Consider the following 18,193-nt stretch of genomic DNA (forward strand, 5'->3'; position numbering starts at 1 on the left):
GCCGCGGCGCCGTCGTCCGCTTTTTCCCGACGCCTCCATGCGAAAGAAGAATCTCGTCTACATCCAGTCGCTGCGCAACGGCGCGGCCGATCGCGCCGGCCAGCCGGTCGCGTACCGCGGCGGCACGCGCTACATGAAGGCGCCGCTCGAATTCCTCGTCGAGCGGCTCAACGCTTCGCCGCTCGGCGAGCGCTATACGCTGCAGGCCGTGATCGTCGACGACGACGCAGGCTCGCCGGCCGACCAAGCGAAGCTCGCCGACTACGGCTTCGCGCGCACGCCGGGCCGCCCGTGGATCCTGCCGGAGGGGCTCACCGTGCAGGGTCGGCCGGTCGACGAACTGTTCTGCACGATCGCGTCGACGTACCGGCGGCTGCCGCGCGATGCGCGCGAGCGCGCGGCGGGCAAGCAGGCGTTCGAGCGCCGCCTGCTCGAGCGCCTGCTCGAACTCGACGCCGACGTCGTCGTGCTCGACGGGCTGCTCGTGATACTCGACGAACTCGTGCGCCCCGGCGCGCGCTTTCACCGGCGCATCGCGAACATCCATCCGGGCATCACGGCCGACGGGTCGCCGTACCAGCGGCGCGGCGCGTGGGCGACGCTCGACGCGCTGCACGGCGCGCGCGGCGAGCGGGTCGACTGGGCGAGCGGCGCGACCTCGCGCGTCGCGCCCGTGACGATGACGGGCGCGTCGTTCCACTACGTCGACAACGGCATCGATTCCGGCGAGGTGATCTGCGACGTGCTCGACACGCCGATCGCGCCGGACGACACGATCCTCGAACTGCGCTGGAACAACTTCCAGCGCAGCCTGTTTCCGGCACTCGAGCGCGGGCTGCACATCGTCGCCGATCGCCACGACGCGGGAGCACTGTGATGGCACACACGCTGACGAAACCGGCCGACCCGCGCGATAGCGTCGAAGGCGACGTGGCCGCCGCGCTCGACGGCGCGCCGCACGCGACGCCGATCGCCGAACGCATGCTGCACGCGTGGCGCCCCGACGATGCGCCGGCCGCGCTGCTCGCGGAATTCGTCGCGCTGTTCAACACCGACACGCAGCACGACGCGGCCACCGTCTCGGTGCCGCTCGGCGCGGCTGACCCGGCCGCCGTCGCCGCGTACGTCGCGCGCGCGGTGCGCGAAGGCGTGATCGACGACGCGCAGCGCGCGGGCGAGCGGCTGCGGCTCACCGCGTCGCGCGCGACGTTCTGGCAGAACCCCCAGCCGTGGCTGAAGGCGCCGGCGTCGGGCGGGATGCCGCTGCGCTACGCGATCACCAACGGCCATCGGCATCCGGTGCGGCCGCCGTCGCCGGCCGGCGAGATCTACGCGCGCTACATGCCGCAGGTCGGCATGACGTTCAGCCTGCGCACCGTCGACGTCGCGACGCACGCGCGCCTGTTCAGCGACTGGATGAACCTTGATCGCGTCGCGCATTTCTGGGACCAGCGCGGCACGCTCGACGAGCACGCGGCCTATCTCGCGGAACGGCTCGCCGATCCGCACATGCACCCGATGATCGGCTATTTCGACGACACGCCGTTCGGCTATTTCGAGTTCTACTGGGCGAAGGAGGACCGCCTTGCGCCGTTCTACGACGCGCACGACTACGATCGCGGGCTGCATCTGCTGATCGGCGACTCGCGCTTCCAGAGCGCGGGCAAGCTGCATGCGTGGTGGAGCGGCGTGCTGCACTACATGTTCGTCGACGAGCCGCGCACGCAACGGCTCGTCGGCGAGCCGCGCGTCGATCACGTGCGGCATATCGCATACATGCACCGGCTCGGGTTCCGGACGCTGAAGGAGTTCGACTTTCCGCACAAGCGCGCGGCGTTGACCGTGATGGAGCGCGATACGTTCTTCGATACGTTCCGGTTGCCGTGATCGGGGCGGCGCGAGCGCACGGGTGTCGCGAGGTTGCCGGCGAATGCGGAGGCTCGCGCGGACATCGCCGGAATAGGGCGTCTGTGCGCACGCGCGTCGGCATGCCGGCAATTCGTTCGATGCCGGAGGCGAAGCCGACTGCGGTGATTCCCGTGTTTCGCCGGAATGCGAAAGTTCTATCTGGAAAATCGCTGATTCAGCCAGCTATGGTTTTGCGAACAAACAATATGAGAAACGAGAAATAATTAATCGCATCTCCATTTTAGATGCCGCGATTTGTATAAATTCGGTCAATGGGACGAGTTCGAATTTACGAATTCGTCGCCTCGATCCAACGGCCTGCCTAGTTATAACCGAACCTTTTCTCTCATCGCGATACGCTCTGGTCGGCGATATGGCTGGCGCCCGGCCGCAACCTGTCGCGATCGAAGCAATATGGATAAATCTGCATTTTCCGGGCAATAAATCCATCGGAGAGAAAACGTGAAAAAGATAATCGTGAGCGCAGGCCTGGCGGCATTGGTGGCGTCTTCGGCGGCGCACGCTTTGCGGATCGACGAAGCGACCTTCAAGTATTACGGCGGCGATAGCGCAGACCTGGCGAACAGCATCAAGACGCACAACGACCAACTGCGCGCGTTCAGTTATGAGACGCCGTGGCTCGCGGTCGGAGAGGTCGGTGGCTGCACCGCGACATGGCTTGGCGACAACGGGGGATGGACCTACGTGCTGACTGCCGCGCATTGCGCCGGCTATCAAGGCACCGAGACAGCCGTAACCAAGCGCTTCACGACGCTCGATCGCCGCGTAGTCGCATCGGGCCGGGGCACGGCGTACGTGCCGCCGCAGCGGATCAACAAGCCGGCGGGAATGGGCGGCGCATCGACCGATATCGCGATCCTGAAGCTGCCCACGCTCCACCCGATAGCCGACGTGCTCGGCAAGCCGGTCGAGCGGCCGATCCTGAACGACGATCCTCACGAGAAAGACCGCGACGTCATTTTCGTCGGCTATGGAAGCTGGGGGGTCGGCGCGAAGGGCAGCGGTTCGTACTGGCCGGCGAACGGCGAGCGACGGCTGTACGGGCGCAGCCGGATCGACAGCATCTTCGAGCTCGGCTACGGAATCGGCGCGAGCTATCGCTCTGCCGGGCCGTCCCCGTTCTGGACGCGCACTGCGTCGGGCGATAGCGGGTCGGCCTGGTGGCAGATTCGCGATGGCAAGCCGGTCATCATCGCGACGACCAATGGCGGCGGCGACAACTATTCGACCGGCGCGCGCGTATCGAAGTACGTGGACTGGATCAAGTCGGTCTATCCGGAAGCGCGCTTCCTGTCGGCCGAGCAGCCGGCGGGCTGCATCGTCAGCCTGCAGACGGCCGCGAGATATTGCCTGCCGGTGGGGCAGCGCTCCGGTTATGCATTGCCGTCGTGGATCTATGCGCACGACGTGTTCGTCGATGCGGCACCGGGCACCGCGGTGATGCTGTCCGATTGGGACAATCTCTCCTACAACCGGATCGCGACGTTCGTCGGCACGGTCGAGAACGGCGGTCTCAAGCAGGTGAAGGCCGTCAACGGACAGGTGCTCGATTTTTCAAGGCCGCATTCGATGCGCGTCGTGCGCGATACGACGCCGCTCGGCTGTATCGTCAGCCTGACGTCGGGCGCGAAGTATTGCCTGCCGGCGGGGCAGCGGTCGGGGCGTGCGCTGCCGTCCTGGATTTATGCAAACGAAGTCCAGGTTGAAGCGGCCGCGGGGATCGCGGTGATGCTGTCGGATACGGACGACCTCGCGTTCAACCGGGTCGCGACCTTCACGGGCTTGACGCAGAACTGGGAGTTGAAGAAGGCGAAAGCCTGGAACGGCGAAGACCTCGATTTTTCGCGACCGAAGTCGATGCGCGTCGTTCAGCAATGATGGCGGGGCGTTGAGGTGCTGCGCGGCATGGGCGCGGAGCCCGTGCCGCGTGTCATGCCGGCGGCGTCGCCGGTTCCGCGAGAAACGCGCCGCGGAAGGCGTCGAGATGTCCGTCGGCGTCGCCGCCGAATTCGCCGGGTAGCAGCGTAACCACGCCGGGTCGTGCGTTCACTTGAACCCTGGCGTACACAAAAGATGTACGGCGGTTGAAAAGTGAACAAATGCCCCGGAAGTCCTTGATATCGATAGATATCGAAGCGACGCCCAACCGTGTTCGCCGAGCCGGCACATGCCGGAGACCGACACACAGCCGCGGGCACCACGCCTCCCGCTCCCCGCGCCGGTACGGCCTCGCAAACGCGCTGCCGCCATGCTGTCCGCCCTCGGCATCCCCACTCAGGCGGCAACTCCAGGTTGCCGCCACGACCACTTGCTCGCTATTCGGTTGCCGTGAGGCGGACTATCCTTGACCGACCCTTCCGAACCCGACCCAGGAGCCGCCCCCATGACCCACAGCGTGATCCCCGCAGGCCTCGCCGACGAAATGATCGACATTCGACACCGCATCCATGCGCATCCTGAACTCGGCTTCGAGGAATTCGCGACCAGCGATCTCGTCGCCGAGCAGCTGCAAGGGTGGGGCTATACGGTCCGGCGCGGGCTCGGCGGCACGGGCGTCGTCGCGCAGCTGAAGGTGGGCGACGGCACGCAGCGCCTCGGCCTGCGCGCCGACATGGACGCGCTGCCGATCCACGAGTCGACCGGCCTGCCGTATCGGAGCACGATCCCCGGCAAGATGCACGCGTGCGGCCACGACGGTCACACGGCGATGCTGCTCGCCGCCGCGAAGCATCTGGCGCGCGAGCGGCGGTTTTCCGGCACGCTGAACCTGATCTTCCAGCCGGCCGAGGAAGGGCTCGGCGGCGCGAAGAAAATGCTCGACGACGGGCTGTTCGAGCAATTCCCGTGCGATGCGATCTTCGCGATGCACAACATGCCGGGCTTCCCGACTGGCAAGCTCGGCTTCCTGGCCGGGCCGTTCATGGCGTCGTCGGACACCGTGATCGTCGACGTCCACGGCCGCGGCGGCCACGGCGCGGTGCCGCACAAGGCGATCGACCCGGTCGTCGTGTGCGCGCAGATCGTGATCGCGCTGCAGACCATCGTGTCACGCAACGTGTCGCCGCTCGACATGGCGATCGTCACGGTCGGCGCGATCCACGCGGGCGACGCGCCGAACGTGATTCCCGAGCATGCGCAGATGCGCCTGTCGGTGCGCGCGTTGAAGCCCGACGTGCGCGATCTGCTGGAGACGCGCATCAAGGAAGTCGTTCATGCGCAGGCGGCCGTGTTCGGCGCGACCGCGACGATCGATTACCAGCGCCGCTACCCGGTGCTCGTCAACGATGCGCGGATGACGGCGTTCGCACGCGACGTCGCGCATGCATGGGCCGGCGCAGCGAACCTGATCGACGGGATGGTGCCGCTCACCGGCAGCGAGGATTTCGCATTCCTGCTCGAGCAGCGGCCGGGCTGCTACCTGATCATCGGCAACGGCGACGGGGAAGGCGGCTGCATGGTGCACAACCCCGGATACGACTTCAACGACGCGGCGCTGCCGATCGGCGCGTCGTACTGGGTCAAGCTGGCCGAGTCGTTTCTGGTGTGACGGGACGCTGGCGGGGAAGGCGAGGGCTCGCGCCGCGCAGTTCGATGCGTCCGGTCTCGCCGGGCGGCGCGATCGCATCGTGAAGCTCCACCGGCAACGCGTGGCAACGTGCCGCGTCCGATTCGGCAGCGCGCGCGGTGGGGGCGTTCGCTGTCGTACCGCGTGGTCCACGTTCGGGCGCGCAGGTCGCATCCACCGTCGGCCGCGAACGGCACGGCATGATCGTCGCGACGCAGCCCGCTATTCCGGCACGACTTCCGGCGTCTCTCCGCTCGCTCGATCGGCCTGCTCAACCTGATCGAACGCCTCGCCGCGAAACAACGCCGCGGCCGCATCCGGGTTCGACGGCCAGTACATGTGCATGTAGGTCGCGACGACCGGCCCCGCGCGATACACGGCTTCGCCGCTGCCGCTCGCGCCGTCGCAGCGTGCCGCCGTCGCTGCCGCCGCGAGCGGCGTATCGAGCCGCGAGTAATGGAACGTATGGCCGCGCATCGGGCCCCAGCGCGTCGCGAGCGTCTGCATGCCGAGCGCGGCGAAGCGGCGCTGCATCGTCGCATGGCCCGGCAGCAGCCCGACCATCGGCGTCGTCGCGCCCTGCGCGTCGGTCAGCGATTCGCACAAGTACAGCATCCCGCCGCATTCCGCGACGATCGGCCGCCCGGCCGCCGCATGCGCGCGGATCGTGCGCGCGCTCACCGCATTCGCGGCGAGCGTCGCCGCGTGCAGCTCCGGATAGCCGCCCGGCAGGAACAGCGCGTCGCACGCGTCGGGCACCGGTTCGTCGGCCAGCGGCGAAAAGAACCGCACCTGCGCGCCGAGCGCGTCGAGCAGCGCGAGATTGGCCGGGTAGATGAACGAGAACGCCGCGTCGCGCGCGACCGCGATCCGCGTGCCGGCCAGCGAGCGCGGCAGCGCGGCCGCTTCGGGTGCCGCGAACGCGACGGCCGGCGGCAATTCGGCGAGCGCGGTCTGCGCGAGCGCGTCGGCGGCGCGCTCGAGCCGCGCGTCGAGATCGTCGATGTCGGCCGGCTGGTGCAGGCCGAGATGCCGTTCGGGCAACGCGATCGCCGCGTCGGCCGGCACGTGCCCGAGCCAGCGCAGGTCGTCCGGTAGCGCCTGCCGCAGCAGTTGCGCATGCCGCGGCGAGCCGACGCGATTCGCCAGCACGCCGTAAAACGGCACGCCCGGCCGGAACCGCGCGAGCCCGAACGCGATCGCGGCGAACGTCTGCGCCATCGCCTTCGCCGAAATCACCGCGACGACCGGCACGCCGAACGCAGCGGCCAGGTCCGCGCTGCTCGGCGTGCCGTCGAACAGGCCCATCACGCCTTCGATCAGGATCAGGTCCGCGTCGCGCGCCGCGTCGGCGAGCAGCGCGCGACAGCCGGCCTCGCCGACCATCCCGAGATCGAGTGCGTACACGGGCGCGCCGCTCGCGCGTTCGAGCAGCATCGGATCGAGGAAATCCGGCCCGGTCTTGAACACGCGCACGCGCCGGCCGAGCCGCCGGTGCAGCCGCGCGAGGCCGGCCGTCACCGACGTCTTGCCCTGGCCGGACGCCGGTGCGCTGACGAACAGCGCGGGACACGCACGCATCGGTCAGAACTCCACGCCGGGCTGCGCCTTCACGCCTTGCTCCTTGTACGGATGCTTGACGAGCCGCATTTCGGTGACGAGGTCGGCCGCATCGATCAGCGCGTCGGGCGCGTGCCGCCCGGTCACGACGACGTGCACGGCTTCCGGCCGGCCGGTGAGCGTCGCGAGCACTTCGTCGAGCGGCAGGTACTCGTACTTGAGCACGGTGTTCAGCTCGTCGAGGATCACCATCCGGTACTCGCCGCTTTCGATCATCCGGCGCGCCGCGTCCCAGCCCTTGCGTGCGGTCGCGATGTCGGCGTCGCGGTTCTGCGTGTTCCACGTATAGCCGTCGCCCATCGTCACGAAGTCGCACTGCGCGACCGCGCCGAGGAAATCGCGCTCGGACGTATGCAGCGCGCCCTTGATGAACTGCACGACGCCGAGCCGCATGCCATGGCCGAGCACGCGCACGGCCATGCCGAACGCGGCCGTGCTCTTGCCCTTGCCGTTGCCGGTGTTGACGATCAGCAGACCCTTTTCGCGGGTGGCCGCGGCCTGCTTCTTCTCGTGGCCGGCGCGGCGGCGCTCGGTCATCCGCTGATGGGATTCGGCATCGGTCTTCATCGGGAGTCGTCCTGTGGAAAGCGAAACAAACGGTTCAGAGCGGGCCGGCGAGCGCGACCGTCACGCCGTCCCGGATCAATTTGGGGCCGAGCAGCCGGCCGTCGGGCGCGGCGAGGCGCGCGCACGGCTCGGCGACGCCCGCCACGCCGAAGCGCGCGAGCGCGGCGGGCGACGGGGCGCTCAACGGCGGCGCCGTGCAACTCTTGAGCGCGGCCGCGTCGAACCCGACGAGCGGCCAGCCGCGTCGCGCGCACAGCGTGCGCAGCGGCCGCGCGCGCGCCTTGTCGGCGAGCGTCGCGACGACGGCCGGCTCCGCGCCCGGATGGCGCGCGAGCGCCGCGCGGATCGCCGCGTCGAGCTGCGCGGCCGTCACGTGCGCGCGAAAGCCGACGCCGAGCGCGACGCGCATCATGCGCCGCTGCCGAGTGCGGCGCGCACCGCCGGATCGGCGGCGAGCGCGGCCACGCGCCCGATCACGACGATCGCCGGCGAGCCGATGCCGGCCGCGTTCACGCGTTCGACGACCGTCTCGAGCGTCGCGAGCACGTGCCGCTGCGCGTCGCGCGTCGCGTTCTCGATGGCCGCGCACGGCGTGTCGCCGGGCAGCCCGCCCGCGCCAAGCGCGGCGACGATCGCGGCGAGCCGGCGAATCCCCATGTAGATGACGAGCGTCATCCGCGTCGCGGCCAGCGCGCGCCAGTCGGGTTCGTCGGCGCCCGCGCCGTGACCGGTGACGAAGATCACGCCCTGCGCGTCGCCGCGATGCGTGACCGGAATCCCGAGCGCGGCCGGCGCCGCGATGCCGGCCGTGATGCCGTTCACGACCTCGACCGGGAAGCCGGCCGCGCCGAGCGCGAGCAGCTCCTCGCCGCCGCGGCCGAACACGAACGGATCGCCGCCCTTGAGGCGCGCGACGCTGCGGCCCGCGCGCAGATGCGCGAGCATCGCCGCGACGATCTCGTGCTGCGGCGTCGACGCATGGCCGCCGCGCTTGCCGACGTGTTCGATGCGGGCATCCGCGCGCGCATGGCGCAGGACGTCCGGGTTCACGAGATCGTCGACGAGCAGCACGTCGGCCGCGGCGATCGCGCGCACGGCCTTCAGCGTCAGCAGATCGGCGTCACCGGGGCCCGCGCCGACGAGCCACGCGCGGCTCATCGGGCGCGCCGCGGCGCGCACCGCGGCATGGCAGGGGAGACGAAACGGCGAGCGGCACGGGGGCCGGCAGACAGGCAAGGCATGGGCGGATCGGGCGAAGCGCGTGAGCGCGGGCAGACGGCGCTCCGGTCCGTCCCTCGCGGACCGGGCGTTCGGCGAGCAGCGCGCTCGCCCCTTGCGTCGGCCGGTATCCGGGCTGGCCGCTTGCCGGGCCGCAGCCTTCCCGCCCGCTGGGGCAGTGGCATCGAGGGCGGCCTGGGCGCGCGCGGAGCAACCGCGGCGCGCGGGCGGCGTACCGTTGCGGGGACAGCACAGGCCAGGCGAAGCTCCGCCTCCTGTTTCCCGTTTAACTGCATGCGCGCAATGCGCACGCGAGCACCGAACGCGGCGCATACGATAGCACAGCGCCCGGCCCGCGCGAACCGGCCATGCCTGCCCCCGCGGCCGCGCGCGGCGGGCCGCCGTGTGCGGTCGCGGCGCCCGGCGGCGGCCCCGCGATGGCCGGTTTTGCCTTGACGCTGCCGGCACCGCCCCCTACACTCGCACGCGTTTTGGTGCTCGCGCGCGCTGCTCCGGCGCGCGCAGTTAAACGGGAAACAGGGAGCCTGCCTGCACCGCAGACGAGCCAACCTGTGCTGCCCCCGCAACGGTAAGCGAACGCACGCGCCCAGCGCGTTGCAGCGCCGCTTCGCCGCATGCCCAGCGCATGCGGACGACCGCCACTGGATGCCGCGCATCCGGGAAGGCGAAGCGGCGTGTTCGTCAGCCCGGATACCGGCCAGAACGTGGGGTTCAGCGCCGCGGGGAGGCGGCGCATCGTCCACGGCCGCAGCACGCCCGACGCCCGAGCGTTTTCCACTTCCGTCATCGATCGGAGCGTCGCACGCGTGCGCGCGGCCGGGCGCGGCGAGCGGCGGGCCGCACGGGCAGGGCAGGCGGCAGCCGTGTTGGCATTCATCATGTCGACCGTTCGCAAGGGAGCATCATGCTCGACTCGTTCTTCCGCCTGTTCAACGACAGCCCGTCCGGGTTGCGCGGCAAAATCGCCGCGATCTATTCGCTTCTCGTCGCGTTCAACGTCGGCGCGTGGATCTGGGCGTTCGTCGCGTTTCGCGACCAGCCCGTGCTGCTCGGCACCGCGCTGCTCGCGTACGTGTTCGGGCTGCGCCACGCAGTCGACGCCGACCATATCGCCGCGATCGACAACGTCACGCGCAAGCTGATGCAGGAAGGCCGCAGCCCGCTCGGCGCGGGCCTGTTCTTCTCGCTCGGCCATTCGACGGTGGTGATCGTGATGTCGGTGGCCGTCGCGCTCACGGCCGCGTCGCTCGCGCGCTTCGAGAGCATGAAGACCTGGGGCGGCGTGATCAGCACCAGCGTGTCGGCCTTCTTCCTGCTGGTGCTCGCGGCCGCGAACCTGCTGATCCTGATTTCGGTGTACCGGACCTTTCGCGCGGCGCGCCGCGGCGACGCGATCGTCGATGCCGATCTCGACCTGCTGATGAACCAGCGCGGCGTGCTGGCCCGGCTGTTCCGGCCGTTGTTCCGGCTCGTGTCGCGCAGCTGGCATCTGTATCCGGTCGGCTTCCTGTTCGGCTTCGGCTTCGATACGGCGACCGAGATCGCGCTGTTCGGCATTTCGGCCACGCAGGTGCAGGGCGGCCTGTCGTTCTGGTCGGTGATGGCGCTGCCGGTGCTGTTCACCGCCGGCATGACGCTCGTCGACACCACCGACGGCATCCTGATGATGGGCGCGTACCGCTGGGCCTACGTGCGGCCGATCCGCAAGATCTACTACAACATGACGATCACGTTCGTGTCGGTGCTGGTCGCCGCGCTGATCGGCGGCATCGAGGTGCTCGCGCTGCTCGCCGACAAGCTCGCGCTGCAAGGCCCGGTGTGGGACTTCGCGACGCTCGTCGCCTCGCACTTCGGGATGCTCGGCTACGTCGTGATCGGCCTGTTCGTCGCGTGCTGGGTCGTGTCGGCCGCGATCTACCGCCTCAAACGCTACGACGAAATCGACGTGACGCTGTCCGCCTGACTCTCTTTCCGATACAGGACTCACCATGACCCTACGCAAGCTGCCCGTCACGATCGTCACGGGCTTTCTCGGCAGCGGCAAGACCACGCTGATGCGCCACATCCTGCAGCACGCCGCGGGCCGCCGCATCGCGGTGATCGTCAACGAGTTCGGCGAGCTCGGCATCGACGGCGAAATCCTCAAGGGCTGCGGCATCGGCTGCGACGACGCAGCCGGCGCGCCCGGCGAAGCGGCCGGCCAGCTGTACGAGCTCGCGAACGGCTGCCTGTGCTGCACCGTGCAGGAGGAGTTCTATCCGGTGATGGAGGCGCTCGTCGAGCGCCGCGCCGACATCGACCACGTGCTGATCGAGACGTCCGGGCTCGCGCTGCCGAAGCCGCTCGTGCAGGCGTTCAACTGGCCGACCATCCGCAACAGCTTCACGGTCGACGCGGTGGTGACCGTCGTCGACGGGCCGGCCGCAGCCAGCGGCCAGTTCGCCGAGAATCCGCAGGCCGTCGACGCGCAGCGCCGCGCCGATCCGAACCTCGACCACGAATCGCCGCTGCACGAGCTGTTCGCCGACCAGCTGTCGTCGGCCGATCTGGTGATCGTGAACAAGGCCGACCTCGTCGCCGACGCGCAGTTCGCCGACATCGAGGCCGCGATCCGCGACGAGATCCCGCCGCAGGTGAAGATCGTGCGCGCGACGCGCGGCGAGCTCGATCTGTCGCTGCTGGTCGGGCTCGAAGCGGCGTCGGAGGACACCATCCATCTGCGCCACGACCATCACGGCTCGGCCGACGACGGCGATCACGATCACCATCACGACGATTTCGATTCGGTGGTGGTGGCGGGCGACGCCGGCACGCGCGAAGCGACGATCGCCGCGCTCCAGCGCGTGGTCGAGGCCCACACGATCTACCGCGCGAAAGGCTTCGCGGCGCTGCCGGACGCGCCGATGCGGCTCGTGATCCAGGGCGTCGGGCGCCGCTTCGACAGCTATTTCGACCGGCGCTGGCAGGACGGCGAGCCGCGCGCGAGCCGCTTCGTGCTGATCGGCGAGTCGCTCGACGCGGCCGCGCTGCAGCGCGCGTTCGATGCCGCGTGCGCGGCCGAACTGCAGCAGGCGTAACGCGATGCATCTGCTGCGCACCACGCCGGGCGGCTTCGTCGACGATACGCAGGGCGTCGTCCGGATCGACCAGCAGCCGGCCGACATCGTGATCCTCAGTTCGGCCGACACGACGCTGTCGCTGCTGGCCGGCGTCGTGCCGACGCTGCCGGCCGGTTTCCCAAGCGTGCGGCTCGCGAACGTCACGTTCCTGCGCCAGCCGGCGTCGGTCGATTTCTACGTCGACGACGTGCTGCGTCATGCGAAAACGGTCGTGATCGATCATCTGGGCGGCGAGGCATACTGGCCGTACGGGATCGAACAGGCCGTGTCCCTCGCGTCGAAGCGCGGGCAGCAGCTCGCGATGTTCTCGGGCGACCTGCAGGAAGATCCGAACCTCGTCGCGAAGAGCACGGTCGCGCCGGCGCTGTGCCGGCTGTGGTGGCGCTATCTGCGCGAAGGCGGCTTGCACAACGCCGACGCGCTGCTGCGCAGCATCGCGTTCCATACGCTCGGCTTCGGTGCGGAGCCGGCGCCGCCGCGTCCGCTGCCGGCCGCCGCGCTGTACCACCCGGCGCGCGACCCAGCGAGCGTCGACGACTGGCGCGCGCGCTGGACGCCCGGCGCGCCGGTGGTCGCGATCCTGTTCTATCGCGCGCACTGGCAGGCCGCGAACACGGCGGTGTTCGACGCGCTGGCCGACGCACTGGTGCGCGAAGGCCTCAACCCGCTGCCGATCGCCGTGACGTCGCTGAAGGACGCGCTGAGCCGCGAGGTCATCACGCGCCTGTGCGACGCGCATCGCGTCGCGCTCGTGCTGAACACCACCGCGTTCGCGGCCGGCGCGATCGACGCGCCCGAGCCCGACGTGCTGGCCGGCGACGCGCCGGTGCTGCAGGTGATCCTGTCGGGCGGCAACCGCGATGCGTGGCTCGCCGACAACCAGGGGCTGCATGCGCGCGACATCGCGATGCACATCGCGCTGCCGGAAGTGGACGGGCGCATCGTCACGCGCGCGGTCAGCTTCAAGGGGCTCGCGTATCGCTGCCCGCACACCCAGGTCGACGTCGTGCGCTACCAGCCGGACGCGGAGCGGATCGCGTTCGTCGCGGCGCTCGCGCGCGGCTGGTGCCGGCTGCGCACGCTCGACAACGCCGACAAGCGCATTGCGCTGATCCTCGCGAACTATCCGCAAAGCGAAGGACGGATCGGCAACGGCGTCGGGCTCGATACGCCGGCCTCCGCGCTGCGCGTGCTCGCGGCGCTGCGCGACGCCGGCTACACGGTGGCCGACCTGCCGGCCGACGGCGATGCGCTGATCGCGCGGCTCACCGCGGGCGTGACCAACGAGCCGGCCGTGCACGCGCTGCGCCCGGCGTTCCAGAGCTTCGCGCTGGCCGACTACCGCGCGCATTTCGCGCGGCTGCCGGCGGCGGTGCGCGACGCGCTGAACGCGCGCTGGGGCGAGCCGGAAGCGGACCCGACGCTGCGCCACGGGCGCTTCACGATCGCCGGCTGGCGCGCGGGCAACGTGTTCGTCGGCATCCAGCCGTCGCGCTCGCGCGACGACGACGACTATGCGAGCTACCACGATGCGGAGCTCGTGCCGCCGCATGCGTACCTCGCGTTCTACTTCTGGCTGCGCGATGCGTTCCGCATCGACGCGGTCATCCATCTCGGCAAGCACGGCAACCTCGAATGGCTGCCGGGCAAGAGCGTCGCGCTGTCCGACGCATGCTGGCCCGACCTGACGCTCGGGCCGCTGCCGCATCTGTATCCGTTCATCGTCAACGATCCGGGCGAGGGCAGCCAGGCGAAGCGCCGCGCGCAGGCCGTGATCGTCGATCACCTGATGCCGCCGCTCACGCGCGCGGAAAACTACGGGCCGCTGCAGGACCTCGAACGGCAGGTCGACGAATACTACGAAGCGCTGATGGTCGACGCGCGGCGCGCGAAGCTGCTGCGCAAGACGATCCTCGCGACGATCGCCGAGCATCGGCTGCACGACGAGTTGAGCGTGTCGCCGCCGCGCGATGCGGGCGACGAGGATGCGCTGCTCACGCGCGTCGACGCGTGGCTGTGCGAATTGAAGGAAGCGCAGATCCGCGACGGGCTGCACGTGTTCGGCGTGTCGCCGGCCGCTCGCCAGCGGCGCGACACCTTGCTCGCGCTCGCGCGCTTTCCGGTCGGCGACGGGCGCGGCGAACGCGCCGGGCTGATCGGCGCGCTCGCGCGCGATCTGTCGCTCGGCGACGCTTTCGATCCGCTCGCGGCCGACTGGGCCGCGCCGTGGACCGGCCCGCGCCCGGCCGTGCTGCAGGCGCTCGACGCGGCGCCGTGGCGCCATGCGGGCGATACGCGCGAGCGGCTGGAACGGCTCGCGCAGCAGTGGCTCGACGACGTGTGCGCGGGCGAAGGCGCTGCGCCGGCCGACGGCGACGCCGGCGCCGGCACCGCCACCGCGCCGCCCGGCGACTGGCCGCACGCGCGCGCGGTGCTCGAACGCGTGCGCGCGACGCTGCTGCCCGCGCTCGACGCGTGCGGCGGCGAGGAGCTGCGCCAGCTGCTGCGCGGGCTCGACGGCCGCTTCGTGCCGCCGGGGCCGAGCGGTTCGCCGTCGCGCGGCCGTCCCGACGTGCTGCCCACCGGCCGCAACTTCTATTCGGTCGACACGCGCGCGGTGCCGACGCAGGCCGCCTGGTCGCTCGGCCTGAAATCCGCGCAGCAGCTGATCGAGCGTCATCTGCAGGATCACGGCGACTATCCGCGCGCGGTCGGGCTGTCGGTATGGGGCACCGCGACGATGCGCACCGGCGGCGACGACATCGCGCAGGCGTTCGCGCTGCTCGGCGTGCGGCCGAAGTGGGCGCACGGCAGCCATCGCGTGACCGATTTCGAGATCCTGCCGATCGAGATCTTCGACCGGCCGCGCATCGACGTGACGCTGCGCGTGTCGGGCTTCTTCCGCGACGCGTTCCCGAACCTGATGCATCTGTTCGATGCGGCCGTGCAGGCGGTGGCCGCGCTCGACGAGCCGGAAGCGCTGAACCCCGTACGTGCGCGCATCGAACGCGAGCGGGCGAGCTGGATCGCGCGCGGCGTCGCGCCGGACGAAGCGCGGCGCCGCGCCGGCTGGCGCGTGTTCGGCGCGCGGCCGGGCAGCTACGGCGCCGGGCTGCAGGACCTGATCGACCGGCGCGGCTGGCAGAGCGACGCCGATCTCGCCGACGCGTATCGCCGCTGGGGCGGCCATGCGTACGCGCAGAACAGCGCGGGGGACGCCGCGTCCGACGTGTTCGGCGAGCGTCTCGCGACGATCGACGCGGTCGTGCAGAACCAGGACAGCCGCGAGCACGACATCCTCGATTCGAATGACTACTACCAGTTCCAGGGCGGGATGACGGCGGCCGTGCGGCACCTGTCCGGGCAGCAGCCGAGCGTCTACCACGGCGACCACGCGAACCCGGCCGCGCCGAAGATGCGCACGTTGCGCGAGGAAATCGCGCGCGTGATCCGCTCGCGCGTGGTCAATCCGAAGTGGCTCGACGGCGTGAAGCGCCACGGCTACAAGGGCGCGGCCGAGATGGCCGCGACCGTCGACTATCTGTACGGCTATGACGCGACCGCGCGCGTGCTGTCGGACCACCAGTACGCGCTCGTCGCCGACGCGTACCTGTTCGACGACGACACCCGCGCGTTCCTCCAGCGGCACAACCCGCACGCGCTGCACGGGATCTGCGAACGCTTCGTCGAAGCGATGCAGCGCGGGCTGTGGCAGCAGCCGGGCGATTATCGCGAGCGGATCGAAGCGGTCTGGCTCGACAGCGAACAACTTCAGGAAGGCAGGCAACCATGACCGATCCGACCATGCAGCGCACGCGCGCGGCGTTCCCGTTCGCGGCGCTGGTCGCGCAGCAGCCGCTGCAGCAGGCGCTGCTGCTCGCGGCGATCGACCCGGCGCTCGGCGGCGTGCTCGTCAGCGGGCCGCGCGGCACCGCGAAGTCGACCGCCGCACGCGCGCTCGCGGAATTGCTGCCGGAAGGCGAATTCGTCACGCTGCCGCTGTCGGCCAGCGACGAGCAGGTGACCGGCACGCTCGATCTCGCGCACGCGCTCGCCGAGAACGGCGTGCGCTTTCGGCCCGGCCTGCTCGCGCGCGCGCATCGCGGCGTGCTGTACGTCGACGAGGTCAACCTGCTGGCCGACGGCCTCGTCGATACGCTGCTCGACGTCGCCGCGAGCGGCGTGAACGTGGTCGAGCGCGATGGCGTGTCGCACGCGCACGATGCGCGCTTCGTGCTGGTCGGCACGATGAATCCCGAGGAAGGCGAGCTGCGCCCGCAGCTGCTCGATCGCTTCGGGCTGATGGTCGAGCTCGAGAACTGTTTCGACGCCGCGCAGCGCGCGCAGATCGTGAAGGCGCGGCTCGCGTTCGACGGCGACCCCGACGCGTTCCGGGCGCACCACGCGGATGCGCAGCGCGCGCTCGGCGAGCGCATTCGCGCGGCGCGGCAACGGCTCGCCGCGCTGGATTTCGACGACGCGGTGCACGCGCGCGTGAGCGCGCTGTGCATCGACGCGGCCGTCGACGGGCTGCGCGCGGACCTCGTGATGCTGCGCGCCGCGCGCGCACTCGCGGCGCTCGAACAGGCCGCCGCGGTGACGGTGTCGCACGTCGAACGCGTGGCCGACGCGGTGCTGCGCCACCGGCGTCATGCGGATGCGCCGCGCGCGCCGGATGCATCGCCGTCGCGCGACGACGGCGCACGCGACGGCCGTGCGCCGCCGGACCCGCATTCGCGGCGCGACGAGCGCGCGGGCGCGCACGCGGCGGGCGGCGCTGCGCCGTCGCCCGATGGCGACTGGGGCTATCTGCCGCCCGAGCCGGCCGGATTGCACGACGTGAAGGGCGTGGTGCCGCTGCCGCTAAAAAAGCGCTGAGCCATCGAGACGCCGCCGCCGCGAACGTCGTTCGCGGTCCTCGATGGCAGCCGGGCGCCGCCGCGCGCGTGCCCGGCGCGGCACTTGCCGGCACGGCGCTCGCGTGGCCGGCGACGCTCGCCGCGAAGCGCGGCGAGCCGCTGCATGCCGCGCATCTGCGGTTCCGCAAACGGGCGGGCACACCGCTTGCGCTGCATTGCTTCGTGCTCGACTGCTCGGCGTCGATGCTGTCGCACGAGCGCCTCGCGCTCGCGAAAGGGCTGATCGTCGCGTACTTCGACGACGCGGCGCGCCGCCGCATGGAAACCGCGCTGATCTGCTTCGGCGGCAACGGCGTCGCGCGGCGCTTCGGGCCGGCCGTGCCGCGGTGGTGGAATGCGCGCTGGCTCGACCCAGTGCACGGCGGCGGCGGCACGCCGCTCGCGGACGGCATCGCGGCCGCGTCGCAACTGCTGGCCCGCGACGCGCGCCGCGCCCCCGGCAAGCAACGCTGGCTGTGGGTGCTGTCCGACGGGCGCACGCGCGAAACGCCGCCGCGACCGGCTGCCGCCGATCATGTCGTGTTCGTCGACTTCGATCGCGCGGCGGTCGCGATCGGGCAGGGCAGACGGCTCGCCGACGCGTGGGGCGCGCAGTGGCTGGCCGCGGCGACGCTGCATGGACAGGCGACCGGCTGAGCGCGCCTGCGGTGAGTGCTGCCGAGCGGTGCCGAGCGGCGGCGCTGCGCTATGATCGCCGTTTCAGCTCACCGGAACGCCAGCCATGCAAATCTTCGTCGACGCCGACGCGTGTCCCGCCGTCATCAAGGACATGCTGTTTCGCGTCGCGCGCCGCACCGGGATCTGCGTGACGCTGGTCGCGAACCAGTTCCTGCGCACGCCGCCGTCGCCGCATATCAAGGCGCTGCAGGTGCCGGCCGGTTTCGACGAGGCCGACGCGCGCATCGTCGAGCTCGCGCAGCCGGGCGATCTGGTCGTGACGGCCGACATTCCGCTCGCCGCCGCCTTGCTCGACAAGGGCGCGCATCCGCTCGACCCGCGCGGCAACTGGTTCAGCCGCGAGAACATCGACGAGCGCCTGTCGACGCGCGCGATGATGGAACAGCTGCGCAGCGCGGGCATCGATACGGGCGGCCCCGCGCCGTTCAGCGCGCGCGATGCGAACGCCTTCGCGTCGCAGCTCGACCGCTTCGTCGCGCGCCACGGCAAGCCGTGACGTCGCGCGTGCCGAAGCGGCGGCCGCAGCAGGCGACCGATTCGCCGCGACGCCGAGGTCG

At 70.6% G+C, this 18,193-nt stretch carries 14 protein-coding genes and 2 riboswitches; of the genes, 10 read left to right on the forward strand and 4 right to left on the reverse strand.

Annotation, left to right across the window (positions count from 1 at the left end):
- The first annotated feature begins 37 nt into the window (after positions 1 to 37).
- The 4 genes from EX20_RS07405 (at position 38) to EX20_RS07420 (ending at position 5,476) form a co-directional block, all read left to right on the forward strand.
- Positions 38 to 877, forward strand: a complete 840-nt coding sequence (locus EX20_RS07405) for a formyltransferase family protein (RefSeq protein ID WP_034193193.1) — start codon at positions 38 to 40, stop codon at positions 875 to 877.
- Entirely contained in the window at positions 877 to 1,887 is a 1,011-nt protein-coding gene (locus EX20_RS07410) for a GNAT family N-acetyltransferase (protein ID WP_034193120.1), read from the forward strand. Before EX20_RS07405 ends, EX20_RS07410 begins: the two co-directional genes overlap by 1 nt.
- 483 nt (positions 1,888 to 2,370) lie before the next feature.
- On the forward strand, positions 2,371 to 3,807 hold the full coding sequence (locus EX20_RS33155) for a trypsin-like serine protease (RefSeq protein WP_080484216.1): 1,437 nt from the start codon (positions 2,371 to 2,373) through the stop codon (positions 3,805 to 3,807).
- Between the two features lie 505 nt (positions 3,808 to 4,312).
- Entirely contained in the window at positions 4,313 to 5,476 is a 1,164-nt protein-coding gene (locus tag EX20_RS07420) for a M20 aminoacylase family protein (protein WP_034193121.1), read from the forward strand.
- A gap of 240 nt (positions 5,477 to 5,716) precedes the next feature.
- Here EX20_RS07420 and EX20_RS07425 read toward each other — a convergent pair whose 3' ends face one another.
- The 4 genes from EX20_RS07425 to cobA are packed head-to-tail and all read right to left on the reverse strand — an operon-like array spanning position 5,717 to position 8,839.
- Positions 5,717 to 7,075, reverse strand: a complete 1,359-nt coding sequence (locus EX20_RS07425; RefSeq protein ID WP_034193122.1) for a cobyrinate a,c-diamide synthase — start codon at positions 7,073 to 7,075, stop codon at positions 5,717 to 5,719.
- A 3-nt stretch (positions 7,076 to 7,078) separates the two neighbouring features.
- The gene (cobO, locus tag EX20_RS07430; protein ID WP_011884821.1) at positions 7,079 to 7,681 is read right to left on the reverse strand and encodes a cob(I)yrinic acid a,c-diamide adenosyltransferase; all 603 of its coding nucleotides are present in this window, start codon (positions 7,679 to 7,681) and stop codon (positions 7,079 to 7,081) included.
- A 34-nt stretch (positions 7,682 to 7,715) separates the two neighbouring features.
- Complete coding sequence (locus tag EX20_RS07435) at positions 7,716 to 8,093, reverse strand: cobalamin biosynthesis protein (RefSeq protein ID WP_011884823.1); 378 nt, start codon at positions 8,091 to 8,093, stop codon at positions 7,716 to 7,718.
- The gene (cobA, locus tag EX20_RS07440; protein ID WP_011884825.1) at positions 8,090 to 8,839 is read right to left on the reverse strand and encodes a uroporphyrinogen-III C-methyltransferase; all 750 of its coding nucleotides are present in this window, start codon (positions 8,837 to 8,839) and stop codon (positions 8,090 to 8,092) included. The genes EX20_RS07435 and cobA overlap by 4 nt, the downstream gene beginning before the upstream one ends.
- Before the next feature lie 165 nt (positions 8,840 to 9,004).
- A riboswitch (cobalamin riboswitch) is annotated at positions 9,005 to 9,238 on the reverse strand.
- A gap of 136 nt (positions 9,239 to 9,374) precedes the next feature.
- A riboswitch (cobalamin riboswitch) is annotated at positions 9,375 to 9,636 on the forward strand.
- Between the two features lie 188 nt (positions 9,637 to 9,824).
- On the opposite strand from cobA, the gene EX20_RS07450 reads away from it, so the two are divergent.
- The 6 genes from EX20_RS07450 (at position 9,825) to EX20_RS07475 (ending at position 18,132) form a co-directional block, all read left to right on the forward strand.
- Entirely contained in the window at positions 9,825 to 10,883 is a 1,059-nt protein-coding gene (locus EX20_RS07450; RefSeq protein WP_011884826.1) for a HoxN/HupN/NixA family nickel/cobalt transporter, read from the forward strand.
- 25 nt (positions 10,884 to 10,908) lie between these two features.
- Complete coding sequence (gene cobW, locus EX20_RS07455) at positions 10,909 to 11,997, forward strand: cobalamin biosynthesis protein CobW (protein ID WP_034193124.1); 1,089 nt, start codon at positions 10,909 to 10,911, stop codon at positions 11,995 to 11,997.
- A gap of 4 nt (positions 11,998 to 12,001) precedes the next feature.
- Complete coding sequence (gene cobN / locus EX20_RS07460; RefSeq protein ID WP_034193125.1) at positions 12,002 to 15,832, forward strand: cobaltochelatase subunit CobN; 3,831 nt, start codon at positions 12,002 to 12,004, stop codon at positions 15,830 to 15,832.
- Entirely contained in the window at positions 15,829 to 16,917 is a 1,089-nt protein-coding gene (locus tag EX20_RS07465) for an ATP-binding protein (RefSeq protein WP_034193126.1), read from the forward strand. The genes cobN and EX20_RS07465 overlap by 4 nt, the downstream gene beginning before the upstream one ends.
- A gap of 68 nt (positions 16,918 to 16,985) precedes the next feature.
- Positions 16,986 to 17,594: a vWA domain-containing protein gene (locus tag EX20_RS07470; protein ID WP_034193127.1), complete on the forward strand. Its 609-nt coding sequence runs from the start codon at positions 16,986 to 16,988 to the stop codon at positions 17,592 to 17,594.
- 85 nt (positions 17,595 to 17,679) lie between these two features.
- Positions 17,680 to 18,132: a YaiI/YqxD family protein gene (locus EX20_RS07475; RefSeq protein ID WP_011884836.1), complete on the forward strand. Its 453-nt coding sequence runs from the start codon at positions 17,680 to 17,682 to the stop codon at positions 18,130 to 18,132.
- Positions 18,133 to 18,193 lie beyond the last annotated feature (61 nt).

Source organism: Burkholderia sp. WP42, assembly GCF_000745665.1.
In the GTDB taxonomy this organism is placed as follows: domain Bacteria; phylum Pseudomonadota; class Gammaproteobacteria; order Burkholderiales; family Burkholderiaceae; genus Burkholderia; species Burkholderia vietnamiensis.

Excerpts from the sequence above, each read along its gene's own strand:
- EX20_RS07405 (WP_034193193.1), top strand. The coding sequence starts at position 38 with ATGCGAAAGAAGAATCTCGTCTACATCCAGTCGCTGCGCAACGGCGCG.
- EX20_RS07435 (WP_011884823.1), bottom strand. The coding sequence starts at position 8,093 with ATGATGCGCGTCGCGCTCGGCGTCGGCTTTCGCGCGCACGTGACGGCC.
- cobA (WP_011884825.1), bottom strand. The coding sequence starts at position 8,839 with ATGAGCCGCGCGTGGCTCGTCGGCGCGGGCCCCGGTGACGCCGATCTG.
- EX20_RS07410 (WP_034193120.1), top strand. The coding sequence starts at position 877 with ATGGCACACACGCTGACGAAACCGGCCGACCCGCGCGATAGCGTCGAA.
- EX20_RS07475 (WP_011884836.1), top strand. The coding sequence starts at position 17,680 with ATGCAAATCTTCGTCGACGCCGACGCGTGTCCCGCCGTCATCAAGGAC.
- cobO (WP_011884821.1), bottom strand. The coding sequence starts at position 7,681 with ATGAAGACCGATGCCGAATCCCATCAGCGGATGACCGAGCGCCGCCGC.
- EX20_RS07450 (WP_011884826.1), top strand. The coding sequence starts at position 9,825 with ATGCTCGACTCGTTCTTCCGCCTGTTCAACGACAGCCCGTCCGGGTTG.
- EX20_RS07465 (WP_034193126.1), top strand. The coding sequence starts at position 15,829 with ATGACCGATCCGACCATGCAGCGCACGCGCGCGGCGTTCCCGTTCGCG.
- cobW (WP_034193124.1), top strand. The coding sequence starts at position 10,909 with ATGACCCTACGCAAGCTGCCCGTCACGATCGTCACGGGCTTTCTCGGC.
- EX20_RS07420 (WP_034193121.1), top strand. The coding sequence starts at position 4,313 with ATGACCCACAGCGTGATCCCCGCAGGCCTCGCCGACGAAATGATCGAC.
- EX20_RS07425 (WP_034193122.1), bottom strand. The coding sequence starts at position 7,075 with ATGCGTGCGTGTCCCGCGCTGTTCGTCAGCGCACCGGCGTCCGGCCAG.
- cobN (WP_034193125.1), top strand. The coding sequence starts at position 12,002 with ATGCATCTGCTGCGCACCACGCCGGGCGGCTTCGTCGACGATACGCAG.